Annotated in this window: 11 protein-coding genes; 3 read left to right on the forward strand and 8 right to left on the reverse strand. The window is 33.9% G+C overall.

Going from position 1 to position 12,211, the window contains the following annotated elements; all coding sequences use genetic code 11:
• Positions 1 to 380 precede the first annotated feature (380 nt).
• A complete protein-coding gene (locus LEP1GSC049_RS208010) occupies positions 381 to 2,657 on the reverse strand; it encodes an adenylate/guanylate cyclase domain-containing protein (protein WP_016561206.1) in 2,277 nt (758 codons plus the stop codon).
• A 64-nt stretch (positions 2,658 to 2,721) separates the two neighbouring features.
• Complete coding sequence (fliG, locus tag LEP1GSC049_RS208005; RefSeq protein WP_000932791.1) at positions 2,722 to 3,735, reverse strand: flagellar motor switch protein FliG; 1,014 nt, start codon at positions 3,733 to 3,735, stop codon at positions 2,722 to 2,724.
• An 870-nt stretch (positions 3,736 to 4,605) separates the two neighbouring features.
• On the opposite strand from fliG, the gene LEP1GSC049_RS208000 reads away from it, so the two are divergent.
• Together LEP1GSC049_RS208000 and LEP1GSC049_RS207995 are read left to right on the forward strand one after the other, a co-directional pair.
• On the forward strand, positions 4,606 to 4,962 hold the full coding sequence (locus LEP1GSC049_RS208000; RefSeq protein WP_004754776.1) for an arsenate reductase family protein: 357 nt from the start codon (positions 4,606 to 4,608) through the stop codon (positions 4,960 to 4,962).
• A complete protein-coding gene (locus LEP1GSC049_RS207995) occupies positions 4,941 to 5,792 on the forward strand; it encodes a hypothetical protein (RefSeq protein WP_004753677.1) in 852 nt (283 codons plus the stop codon). Before LEP1GSC049_RS208000 ends, LEP1GSC049_RS207995 begins: the two co-directional genes overlap by 22 nt.
• A gap of 44 nt (positions 5,793 to 5,836) precedes the next feature.
• Here LEP1GSC049_RS207995 and LEP1GSC049_RS207990 read toward each other — a convergent pair whose 3' ends face one another.
• From LEP1GSC049_RS207990 to LEP1GSC049_RS207970, 5 genes are all read right to left on the reverse strand, one after another.
• On the reverse strand, positions 5,837 to 7,519 hold the full coding sequence (locus LEP1GSC049_RS207990) for an FG-GAP-like repeat-containing protein (protein ID WP_004754968.1): 1,683 nt from the start codon (positions 7,517 to 7,519) through the stop codon (positions 5,837 to 5,839).
• A gap of 429 nt (positions 7,520 to 7,948) precedes the next feature.
• The gene (locus LEP1GSC049_RS207985; RefSeq protein ID WP_004756587.1) at positions 7,949 to 8,557 is read right to left on the reverse strand and encodes an L-threonylcarbamoyladenylate synthase; all 609 of its coding nucleotides are present in this window, start codon (positions 8,555 to 8,557) and stop codon (positions 7,949 to 7,951) included.
• 14 nt (positions 8,558 to 8,571) lie between these two features.
• Positions 8,572 to 9,315, reverse strand: coding sequence for an SDR family NAD(P)-dependent oxidoreductase (locus tag LEP1GSC049_RS207980; RefSeq protein WP_004763602.1), 744 nt, complete (start codon positions 9,313 to 9,315; stop codon positions 8,572 to 8,574).
• A gap of 4 nt (positions 9,316 to 9,319) precedes the next feature.
• Positions 9,320 to 9,823, reverse strand: coding sequence for a hypothetical protein (locus tag LEP1GSC049_RS207975; RefSeq protein ID WP_004756654.1), 504 nt, complete (start codon positions 9,821 to 9,823; stop codon positions 9,320 to 9,322).
• 424 nt (positions 9,824 to 10,247) lie between these two features.
• The gene (locus LEP1GSC049_RS207970; protein ID WP_004754720.1) at positions 10,248 to 11,150 is read right to left on the reverse strand and encodes a hypothetical protein; all 903 of its coding nucleotides are present in this window, start codon (positions 11,148 to 11,150) and stop codon (positions 10,248 to 10,250) included.
• 60 nt (positions 11,151 to 11,210) lie between these two features.
• Here LEP1GSC049_RS207970 and LEP1GSC049_RS207965 point away from each other — a divergent pair, with 60 nt between their 5' ends.
• Positions 11,211 to 11,774, forward strand: coding sequence for a nucleoside triphosphate pyrophosphatase (locus tag LEP1GSC049_RS207965; RefSeq protein WP_004754294.1), 564 nt, complete (start codon positions 11,211 to 11,213; stop codon positions 11,772 to 11,774).
• Here the strand turns inward: LEP1GSC049_RS207965 and LEP1GSC049_RS207960 are convergent.
• Positions 11,765 to 11,974, reverse strand: coding sequence for a hypothetical protein (locus LEP1GSC049_RS207960; protein WP_004754963.1), 210 nt, complete (start codon positions 11,972 to 11,974; stop codon positions 11,765 to 11,767). The two genes, LEP1GSC049_RS207965 and LEP1GSC049_RS207960, sit on opposite strands and share 10 nt — an antisense overlap.
• Between the last annotated feature and the right edge of the window lie 237 nt (positions 11,975 to 12,211).

Raw genomic sequence — 12,211 nt, forward strand, 5'->3', positions numbered from 1 at the left:
GAAATTTCTATAAAATCCAAAAAACAATATTATTCAAAACCTAACGGGAATATCTGATATTTTTTACTCAAGTAGAATCTTACTAGGAAATTTGCGTTATTGAATTTTATAAGATCAATAAATAGAGTTACTGAAAAATTTAATAGTTCGAATTAACAAAACTATTTCAATCGACCGTTTCTATAAAATAGATGGAGAATCAATTTTTCAAAAATTCTATTATTTATTTTTTGTAATCATTTTAAGATGTCCTAAAATTACCGCTTTTTAAAATTTTATTTCCTTTAGAATCTTATGTAAGTTTTAATTCAAACTACTTATATTATCGGAAAGATTTTTAAATATCTCTTCTCTGGTAATCTTTAATAAAACAAACCTTTCTATTTTGTCTGAAATCTAAAAACTCCGTCCCAATTTTCATTCGGTGGTTTAGAAGAATATAATTTGCAGCGTTTCAAATAAATCATAGAAATAAGATCTTTTGGTTCTTCTCGATAAAGTTGCCTAAAAATTTTAGCGGCTTCGTCAAACCTTCTGGATTTATATTCTAAAATTCCTTGAGATAACAATTCTGAAGTTTTCAACTTAAATTCTTTAATTGGTTCGGGATCAGATTCTATCACCTCGTAAATATCTACGGCTTGGTCCCTTTCTTTTAGAATGACAGAATCGATCATACGCATTCCCACTTCGCTCATTCTATGTAGCCTAAGATACGTATGATGAGAAATTAATATTCTACTTTTGTAAAGTGCTGTAAGAGATCTAAGTCCGTATGTAAGATCAACAGAGTCTCCAACTACAGTTGTATCTATCCTTCTTTCGCTTCCTACTGTTTCTAAGATTACAGAACCGGTATTGATTCCGATGCCGATTTCTAAATTCCAAAAAGATGGTATCAAAAAATTTTTTATCAATTTTCCGGATCGGACCGCATTTACCATTCTAATTGCCGATTCCACCGCATTGTCTGCGGAATTGAAATTTTCTTTTGCCGCTCTTTCATCGTAGTCTCCAAAAAGCGCAAGTATCTCATTTCCTATGTATTTATCCACAAAACCTGCGGTTTTGTAAACCAATCCTTCCATTTCACTTAGATAAGAATTTAAAAATGAGACCATTTGATTTGAAGGAATCGTTTTAAAAAGACTTGCAAAATTTCGAATATAAGAGGTCAAAACAGTCATCGACTTTTCTTTACTATCACCGATCGAAATCGATATAGGAGATTCTCTGTCTATAATTCTGATAAAATCCACAGGAACAAATCGATAAAAAGCCTCTTTTTGATCGGTAAGATATTTATTTAAAAGTTGTGCGTCTTTGTAAAGTTGAACGTATCTTAAAACCAGAATACTAGCGATTGAGACGATAAAAAATAAATAAACGAATTTAAAAAAAGTAGAATGAGACTTTTCGTTTTCAAGAACCGAATTGTATAATTCCCAAGTAGAAAAAAGAATACATATACAAATTCCCGCCAACATTTTACGTGCGTCTTGTTTCTTTTTTCTTACGGTTTGGATTGAAAAAAATAAAATATAAACCGAAAAACAAATCGTTGAAATTTGAGAAATTTTAAAGGTGATATGCACCCAAGAAAACGGAACGATTAAAAATGAAAAAAACAATCCGATCAAAAAAACTACGAAAAAAGAAGGGATCATATTTCCTTTTTCTTTTGGGGAAAAATAATCCTTTAAAAAATAATAGAACGAAGGAAAAATCAAAGTCAAAGAAGAATACTGTATCCTAAAAAAAAGAGAACTGTCTAATTCCGAATTCGGGTTTACGAATTTTTGAAAGATCAAATTAGAAGAAGAAAAAAAATAAACCGAAGAAAAAAACGAGAACAATCCAAAATAGAGATAATACAAATCCTTTCTTCGGATGAAGTAAAAATAAATATGATAAATTCCGAATATACTATAAATCCCATATAACAACAAATCTAAATATTCAGAAGTAGAGTCGTAAATCTGTTCTAAAGACGAAATTTTATATCCTTTTGAATGATAAAATCCGAAATGTTCATTTGAAATATAACGTGTAAAATCGGACTCACCGATCATATATATCAAAATCGTATTTTTTCCTTCTTTTAAAACCCCTGACGGGATCGGTAAAATCACGGACTTTAAGGACCTTCGAACCGAAGGGACCAAATCTCCAGCATCGGTTTGTTTTAGAAATTTTTCCTTTCGAATCGGTATTCCGTTGAGATAAAGTTCCCAATTTTCTCCTAGATCTGGGAAATAAATTGCGGTCGGTTGTTTTAGAAACGTTAGAAATATTGAATCCGAATGAATCGAAAATTCTACTTTTACAGTTAATTCGTGAAATCCGGATTGTTTCGGTATAGAAAAAAGAAAATTGAAATTAACTGGAAAGTGTGTAATTAACTTCCAATTTTTAAAATCTTTCGATTCTTTTTCCCTAGGGTTGGTTTCAATATTTAGTTTTTCTTTTTTGTTTTTTAGAAAAGATTTTTGAATATTTGATTTTTCTAATCTATCTTTTAAATGATTCCCCAAGCTAACGGTCCATTCCGCTTGTGTTATTAGGTCTAATTCTTGAAAACGATCGGAATCAGATCCACAGGAGCATAAAATCCAAAAGACTAATACGTATGCAAAAATTCTAATAATCCGGATCATTCAATCGAGTTCCATTCAAAAAATTTGAAGTGAAAAATGGTTTTTCAAAAATGAATCGATAAGATCACATAACGAGTTCGTCTTCACCGGCACGAGCCACGACGATTTCACCTGCATCTTCGAGTTTACGTATAATGTTAACGATTTTCTGTTGAGCGTCTTCCACGTCTTTAATTCGAATCGGACCCATAAAATCCATGTCTTCACGAAGTAAATTCGCCGCCCGTTTAGACATATTTTTAAAAATCTTTTCTTGAACTTCCGTATCAACCGATTTTAAAGCTTTTGCAAGATCCGAATTATCCACTTCTCGCATTACCTTTTGGATTGCTCTGTCGTCCAAAAGAACTATATCTTCAAATACGAACATTCTCTTTTTGATTTCTTCCGCAAGTTCAGGATCTTCTTCTTCCAGAGCTTCAATAATGGTCTTTTCCGTTCCTCGATCGACTAAATTCAAAATCTCAACTACGGAATCGATACCACCCGCAGAAGTATAATCTTCGGAAGCCAAAGTAGAAAGTTTTCTTTCCAAAACCCTTTCCACTTCTCGAAGTACGTCCGGACTGACCCGGTCCATTGTTGCAATTCGTTTTGCAACTTCCGCCTGAATGGTATGAGGTAAATTAGAAAGAATATTCGAAGCCTTTTGAGGATCCAAATAAGAAAGTATCAATGCGATCGTTTGAGGGTGTTCGTTTTGGATAAAGTTTAATAAATGTTGTGGGTCAGTTCTTCGGATAAAGTCAAACGGTCTGACTTGCAAAGAAGAAGTAAGTCGGTTGATAATATCAATCGCTTTTTGATTTCCGAGCGCCTTTTCCAAAAGGCCACGAGCAAAATCAATCCCTCCATTGGAGATGAATTCTTGAGCCATCATTAGCTCGTTGAATTCTACTAAAACTTTTTCTTTGTCTTCGGGAGTAATCTTATCGAGTCGTGCGATTTCAAACGTGATCTGTTCGATCTCGTCCTCTCGTAGGTGTTTGAAAATCTCAGAAGACACTTCACTTCCGACCGCGATTAGAAAAACAGCGGCTTTTTGTCTTCCGGTTAGGTTTGTTTTCTTATTCAACACGCCCGAAACTTCTCGTAAGAATCCTATCGGTTAAAATCACTCATTTCAACGAAAAGATTTTTAGGCTTAAGAAAGAAAATTCTCTTCTTTTGAGCGTTCCTTTCTAAGCAATTTTGCTAAGAAGTTGGAATCTTTTTCTTTTTCAATAATTGATAAGAGTAATAACGTGCTTATAATTTTATTGATTTCTACCGTTTAATTCATTTAGAAACTGTCCCAAAACCTTACCATCACAATCATCTTTGAATTCTCAACAAAAAGTATGAGTTCCTACAGAAACCATCAACATTGTGACTTACGACCCTTTAACATTGTAGTTTTTGTATGAGTTCCTATATTTTCAAAATTTACCAGTAAATATAGATTCGGACAGAGGAGTTCCCGCAAATTGCTGATACCTGTATAATAGATTCACTTGAAATTATGGATGAATCACCGCTTAGAAGCTAAATTTTCGATCACTTATTATACAATTCTTAGTAAATCCAAACAAATTTTTTGTTACTAGAAATTTCTGGTAGTAGTTCCTACATTTTCAAAAACCAACTGTAAAATCTGAATTTGTGGTAGTTCCCACATTTTAGGAATCGATCTGTAAAGTTCAGGTTTTAAATTTTTTCAAAATTCATATCGTAAACTTAGATCTAACAATCGAAATCGATTGTCTTAAAAAATATTTCGCAAATTAAAAATAAAATTAGCCTTAAGAACTTTTGTTTACCTTTGAAAAATAGATATATAATAATAAGAATCTTTCTGAATATGATTTATCATTTAAAAAAATATAATTCCAACAAATTTAGTAAATTTGAATAAAGGAAAACTTGACTCAAAATAAAAACGAAAAACCATCAGAATTGGAGAATAATCTTGAAACTGAAAGTTTACGAATATAAAAATTGTTCCACTTGTAGAAACGCACTCAAATTCCTTTCCGAAAAAAAAGTCGAATTAGAAATACTACCTATCCGAGAAACTCCTCCTAAAAAATCGGAACTTAAAACGATGCTTCAATACTTAGGCAATGAATCTAAAAAATTATTCAACACTTCCGGTAATGATTATAAAGAACTAGGTCTCAAGGATAAACTAGGTTCCTTATCTATCGAAGAACAATTGGATCTACTATCTAAAAATGGAAATTTAGTCAAACGGCCTTTTGTTCTAGGAGAAGGTTTCGGATTTGTAGGTTTTAAAGAAGAGGAATGGAAAAAGTGGATTTCATAGAAAATTATAATAACATCACCAATAATCCAATTCGTTTTGTAATTACCCAGATGAAAAGAATCTTATTTATATTACATATTAGCATTTTATTATTATCTTGTGTTTCTAGGCTCGGAAGACCTGAGTTACTTGGAACAATCGTTGACTATGATAAAAATCCAGTCGAAGGATGTGCAGTAGGAAAAACACTTACCGATAAAAATGGAAAATTCATACTTCCTGAAATTCGTTATTATGAATTTTTTTTTCAATTGGAAGCCCCACCACTTTATATATCAGAAATAATTAGAAAAGAAGGGTTTTATATAAAAGAAATTTATAGTTTTAATCCTCGCGGAGGAGGTGAAGGAGAAGGTTCTAAATGGGATTTAGGTGATATTTACTTAAAAAAAATGAATGCATCTATCAATATTAATAAATTATTAATAAGTACTTGGAAAGTAAGTACAAATAAAAAAATAGATACTCTTTACTTTGTAAAGTCTGACACAGTTTGCAATACAAGAGATTGTGAAAATTTTTATAGTAAATATTTACAATACACGGACAATTATTTCAGACCAAACAGCCTACCGGAAGGAATTCTCAAAAAATTTATAACCATAAACTTTAGTTCTGATGGTTTTTTTAAAGCTGAAAAAATTGTGAAATATTGGAATAAGAATGGATCTCATGACTCTAAATCAAGTGATACACTGAATACCATTGGAAAATGGCTAATTGATAAAGAATTAAAGATTCAATTACAAAGCGACTTTGAAGAATTAAACGGAAACTTCAGCTTAAGTGAATTAGAATATGAATTTTTAGAATTAAATAGAAAACAATAGAATTAGAATTTTATGATATAACTTTAAATAGAACAAGATCTAAATCATAAATCTACGGAAGTCCCAAATGTTCCGTTTACATCCGGTTCGACGAAAGTTTGAGGAGCCGAAGTATACCCACCCAATCCGTCCGATATATAAAGGTAAACGTTTCCTATATTTGTCCCGCCTACGGAGCTAGGGGCTCCCACAAGGACATCACTTAAACCGTCACCGTTAATATCTACCGAAGCGATTGAATTTCCCATATCTCCTAAATTCACGGGAACCGTTAGAAGATTTAAAGGATTCACAGCTAAACCGATTGTATCACCCGTAGTTAAATGAGTAATCGCATAACCTTGGTTTGGAAGTGTAGAAGTGTAAGAATAACCTCCGGTAAGAAGATCTAAAAATCCGTCACCGTTTACGTCTCCAGTTGCCACAGAAGTTCCGGTTTGTGACCCGGCCAATCCTGAAATGGGACCGTTGGCGGTATTTGCAAGAATTCCTAAATTAGATAAATATAAATGTACTCTTCCGCCACCGCCCGATTCTTGATAAGCTCCCACAAATAAATCCGCAAAACCATCCCGGTTTATATCGGTAGCAATTGCTGAATTTGCATACCATTCGTTTGCAGCCGATCCTGTTATCGTTTGAGAATAAGCTGCAAAAGCTCCCGCCGCTTGCGCAAGATAAACAAAAGAAGCGCCGATCTGTCCAGAACCTACCGCTCCTATAATCGCATCTGATCTACCGTCTCCATTAATATCGCCTAACGTAATGGCATATCCGTAAAATGTGGTACTACCTGCGTTTCCAGGATTGTTCAATTGTTGACCAAATGTAACACCTTGTCCTACAGCCCCATTCGAAAAATAAGAATAAACTCGACCAATATTCCCTACGTCATAAGGAGCACCAACCAAAACGTCCGAAAACCCGTCTCCGTTTATATCTCCTACATCCACATTCAATAAACCACCAACACCAATAGGAATATAATTAATTGCCGTTGTAGAAAGTCCGCTGGTTGATCCTAAATAAATTGCGAATGTATTTGTTGCACTTCCTACAACCGCATCGGCGTATCCATCTCCATCGATGTCGCCTAACTTAACGGAATAACCGAAACCGCCTGCTCCATTTAATAAAGTGATCGGAACTAAATTTAAACCCCTTGCTTTTCCAAGAGAAAGATAAGCCCTAACTCGGTTTGCAACTTGAGAACCAATCAACGCATCCGGATAACCGTCGCCGTTAATATCTTTGTTCGAACCTTTTTGAACCGTGATAGTAATCGGAACAGAATTTGATTCTTTAGAAGTGGATCGAACCGAAATTGTATGTAAACTCCAGTCTTTCCAAATTCCGTTTGAAGGAACTGTAGTAGAAACACCTGCGGCAGGAAGTTGAAACTTCCACTGATTGCCAGAAATTTGAGCCTCCATAAACGGACCCGAATCTAAAGAAACCTGAACCCCGGAAACGGACTCATCCATTTCGCCGATTAAAAATCCTGTATTCAAAGTACTTTTCGATTTTATATTGAGAATCGTAGGTGGAGGCAATTGAACTGATGTGTGTATACCGCAAAAACTCGTTTTGCCGGAAGTTAAAATAAAGTTTAAGAACAAAGATTTATAAAAAAGAGAAGTACTCGTATCGCAAGGATTTTCCGTAGATTTTGCAGAACAATTTTGAAAGAGTAAAAATATATAAAGTAAAAATAAAAACCGTTTCATGACTCTTCTGAACATTTTTTCACATCTAAAAACAAAAGCTTAAAAGAAGAGACGAAACCGTATTTCATTTTAATTGGTTTTGAACGATGATTTTGGAAATTTATTTTTTTGAGGAACTAAACTTTCATAAAGTGGAAAATCAAATTTATGTTACTGAGTTCTATAAAATTGAGTACAGTAAATTTTTACTGCAAAATGCTGCGTACTTTATTATATAGTAGTTCTGAGTATAGTGTTTCTAACGTGAGTTCGTTGTAAGAAATTCATAATTCAATTTTCTGGAAAAGTTAGGGACTGAACTTTACGGATCGATCCCTAAAATTGCAGGAACTTATATCTTTAGAAAATTTCTCTCATTTTTCTACGATGAACTTACGTTATTTTTAAGAAGTTTTAAAAACAATTATAAAAATTTTAATCCGACATCGATTATAAAAGTTCAAAACCCTTACCTTCTCTTATGATTGTAATTTCATCTCCGGTTAGATCTAAAATTGTAGAAAGTTCCACTTTTAAAATTCCTCCGTCTACAATTCCTTCAACACGAGATCCGTATGTTTTTTCTAAAGAATCAACTTCGATGATAAATTCATCATTAGCAAAAACGGAGGTAGAAGTCAACGGATTGGGATGAATTTTCATTAACTCTTGTAAATAAATTGTATCTGGAATTCGAATTCCGATTTGTTTTTCTTTCTGATTGGAAAAAGAAACCCTTGGAAGATGTTTGTTAGCGCTCGTAATAAACGTAAAAGGACCGGGCGTGATTTTTTTCATCAATCGAAATGCATCGTTTGAAAGATGTTCTATGTAATTGGAGGCGACCGAAATACTCGAACACATCAAAGAAAGGGGCTGATTTTTAGGAATATTTTTTAGTTCATATAATTTTTCAACGCCCGGCTTGGATTGAGAATCCGCTACCAAGGCATAAACCGTATCCGTCGGAAATATATAAACTTTACCCTGAGACAACTGATCCGAAATCTGTTGTAATTTTCTTTTTTCAGGATTGATGGAATGAAGAGAAAGAATCATTAAAAGTTAGACTCTTAAAGTCCCGCGGTAATTCCTCCGTCTACTACAATTGTTTGCCCTGTTACATAAGAAGAAGCGTCACTGGCAAAAAAAATCGCGGCCCCAACTAAATCTTCCGGTTTTCCAAGCCTTCCCATCGGAATCGCATTGGTCATTTGTTCTAAAACGTCCGGTTTTTCCTTAATCATCTCCGTCATATCTGTATCGATAAAGCCAGGACAAATTGCATTCACTCGATAACCGGAACCAATCCATTCAACTGCAAGAGCGCGTGTCATATTGATCACAGCGCCTTTGGTTCCAGAATAAACGGAAGCCAATTTTGTTCCTCTCATTCCTAAAATAGATGCAATATTAATAATATTCCCGCCTCTTTTTTTATGAATCTTGTAATAAGCAGTACAGGTCCTAAATACTCCCGTAAAATTCGTCTGGATGATGGATTCAATTTCGTCTTCTTTGAGAAAAGCCGCAGGTTTATTAGAAGCAATTCCAGCATTATTTACAAGCACGTCTAACTTTCCATGTTCTTTGACAATAGATTCGATAATTGAAATCATTACATCCGGTCGACGAATATCGGCGGCAAAACCTTTAATTCCGGAACCGTCAAACTTTTTGATCGATTCTTGAGAAGAACCGGTTCCATAAACGATGGCTCCTGCGTTTCTAAAGCCTTCCGCAAAATATCTTCCAATTCCTCGAGTAGAACCGGTAACTAAAACCGTTTTATTTTTTACGTTGAATAAATCGTTCAATGGATCACTCCCGATTGTATTGTTGTTTTACCGGATAACAAGGACGAATATCTTCGATAGATTCCGATCCGTTTGTGATAGAAGGTTTTTTTCCTCGTTCCGTATCGAAAACACGAATCAGTTTACGTGGATCGATTCGAATATTTTTTCCGAAGTCTGCATTTGTGTCTTTTGATTTTTCTTTTTTAGTTTTTTTTTCGGAATACGGATCAAAAACTTCCGTGTCTTTTTCTTCCTTTTCGATCGTTAGATCATCCGTAAGAACTTCCCGATCGATATAATGAGTTCCATCCCTTTCATAAGTATTATGCAGAGGATCACAATCAAACATATCGATCTTAGCGACAACGTATTCGCAAAAAAGAAGATATTCTTTACAAAAATATTGAAGACTAGATTCTTTAATACGATCAAAACTACCTCTTCTGCAAGAAGGAAAAACCAAAAAAATTAAAAAACAAATCCAAAGTTTTTTGTAGAATATCTTAATATTCAAAAAATGATTCATAGAAACCTAAACCTTTGTTTTTTCTTCCTTTAACACATTCTAAAATTTTAAAGAACAAACCAATAATCTTTGAAATAATTTTTTATCAGAAAGATTAAACGATCGCAACAAAACGAAAATCTTTTATCAAACAAGAGATTTTTTTATTAGAATTGCTGAAAAATTTCATAGTTCAATTAACAAAACTACTTCAATCGACCACTTTCATGAAACAGAAAACAGATGGAGTATTCATTTTTTAACAACCATAAGTCCGACGTAAGAAAATCGGGGCGAATCCGGCTTGCCTGTGGCAAGCCGGACCGGGCTCTTTAGCTCCGGTAAATAAATTGCATGTAGAAAATGTAATGTAATGTTTCGTCTTTAGTTTCAATTTATTTACCCCGCATCGATCCCTTTCGCGTTATTCCAAATGATGTTAATATTAAGGTTTTATTTTGTTTTCAGCATTGATATTTTGTGCGGGATCTTGGTTTTTAACTTCATTCTCTTTTTTAGATTGGTTCTTTTCGGTAGAAATTCCCAACCTCCATTCGTAGGATTTTAAAGTTCTGGTTCTTTCTTTTTTTCGGATCGATTCTGCTTCCGTATTTAAACGTCCTTCCGCGTCGTCCCAATACAATAATTCTTCGGATTTTAAATAATCAGAATCCAGAATTTTATTTTTAGCAACCTTATCCGAAAGAGAAAGAACGGAATCCTCGTTTTTTCCGAGTAAAATTTTAGTTTGATAGAGCGAAAGAAGCGACTGTCTTTGATAATACAAAGCCGAAGTTTTATCTCCTTTTTCCAACTCTTGAACAGAAGCTTTGGATGTTTCCCCGAAGCGAGCATAATACTTTTCTAATACAGGTAAAATAGAACGATTTTTATTTTTTTCATCTAACCGAATCGCTACGATCAAAGGCGCCAGTTCTTGACTCAATTGAGTCGTTTTACTTTCATAGTCTTTTCGAATTGATTCTTCTAACGGAATGATCGATTTAATAATATTTTCAAACGCAGTTGTGGCGTTTCCGTATTCCGCCTTGATGTATAAAGTTTCGGCTTGTCCGTAATCGTTTGCAAGTTTATCTAATTCTTGTTTTTTACCAAAATTGAGAAGAGAAACTCGGATTCCTTTCAATCCAAGATATGCTTTTTTTCGAACCGATTCTAATTTACCTGTTTCTATCAATTCTCGATCGGATTGTGTTTTTTGTTTTTCTTTAGGATCTTTGGATTCATTTGGAACGGTTTGTGAAAAAACAGATACGTTCCAGATCAAAATCAAAACACAAAATATAAGTCCGATTTGATTCCGTTGAGTTAGTAGATTCTCTTTCATCTCTATCAATATCGGCAGGAAAACGAATGCAAAGCAAGGCTTTTCTTAGACTATGGATTTATGATCATACTTAGATCCAAATCTCCCCGTAGAAAACAAATTTTAGAATCTTTGGATCTTGATTTTAGAATCGAAGCGGAAGATATAGACGAAAGTTCTTTGAAAAACGAGCGTCCTTTAGAATATTTAAAAAGGATTTCATTATCTAAGTTAGGCACAAGATCCAAAAATGAACTTTTAATATCCTGCGACACGATCGTGGTCCAAGAAAATTCAATTTTACAAAAGCCAGAGAATTTTTTGCAAGCGACAGAAATGCTCGAGGGACTATCTGGAAAAACTCACATTGTATATTCTGGATTAGGAATTTATTATAAAGGATTGGAACAATTTGCATTCGATTCTTCTAAAGTTCATTTCCATATCTGGGACAACAAACAAATCAGAAAATACATCGAAAAATATTCTCCCTTTGACAAAGCGGGAAGTTACGGAGTTCAGGATTTAGAAGGTCCGGTTAAATCTTTCGAAGGATCTTATACAAATATATTAGGTTTTCCGATTCGAATGTTTTTTCAATACCACGAACTTTGGAAAAAATATCTAAAAGGAAATCAAGCGTAAAAATCGATTAGGCTTCCACGTGTAGTAGGTAAAGACTCGTTTGGCGGAGTAGAAAAATTTGTTCCACGAGCATTCGAATTAAAATCTTCACGACGAATCGGTTCCACAGCCTGCACTTTTCCTCCCATACGAGCAGGACTTACATACGTCAAAGACTCGTTCGGAAAAGAAATCCTCTGGACTCCGGAACTAATATTCATAATCTAATCTTCGGAGACTTTATTTTGTATCTTAAGGATTTGTTTTAAAAAAAGAGTCAATGAGTTTTGTTTAGGAAAATTTTAAGATAAAATTTGCGTGAGTTCCTATATTTTTCAAAAAAATTTAGATTTGTGCAGTAGTTCCCACAGATTAAGTTTCATTCAAATAATTTGCTGATTTTGAAACCATTTGTTAAATTTATAAATTGTGTGAGTTCCCACATTTTCGAGAAAAAT

The sequence above is a fragment of the Leptospira kirschneri serovar Cynopteri str. 3522 CT genome, assembly GCF_000243695.2.
GTDB lineage: Bacteria > Spirochaetota > Leptospiria > Leptospirales > Leptospiraceae > Leptospira > Leptospira kirschneri.

Bases quoted from the DNA above. Each gene is read 5' to 3' on its own strand.
- LEP1GSC049_RS207995 (WP_004753677.1), top strand. From the start codon at position 4,941: ATGGAAAAAGTGGATTTCATAGAAAATTATAATAACATCACCAATAAT.
- LEP1GSC049_RS207965 (WP_004754294.1), top strand. From the start codon at position 11,211: ATGATCATACTTAGATCCAAATCTCCCCGTAGAAAACAAATTTTAGAA.
- LEP1GSC049_RS207960 (WP_004754963.1), bottom strand. From the start codon at position 11,974: ATGAATATTAGTTCCGGAGTCCAGAGGATTTCTTTTCCGAACGAGTCT.
- LEP1GSC049_RS207990 (WP_004754968.1), bottom strand. From the start codon at position 7,519: ATGAAACGGTTTTTATTTTTACTTTATATATTTTTACTCTTTCAAAAT.
- LEP1GSC049_RS207985 (WP_004756587.1), bottom strand. From the start codon at position 8,557: ATGATTCTTTCTCTTCATTCCATCAATCCTGAAAAAAGAAAATTACAA.
- LEP1GSC049_RS207970 (WP_004754720.1), bottom strand. From the start codon at position 11,150: ATGAAAGAGAATCTACTAACTCAACGGAATCAAATCGGACTTATATTT.
- LEP1GSC049_RS208010 (WP_016561206.1), bottom strand. From the start codon at position 2,657: ATGATCCGGATTATTAGAATTTTTGCATACGTATTAGTCTTTTGGATT.
- LEP1GSC049_RS207975 (WP_004756654.1), bottom strand. From the start codon at position 9,823: ATGAATCATTTTTTGAATATTAAGATATTCTACAAAAAACTTTGGATT.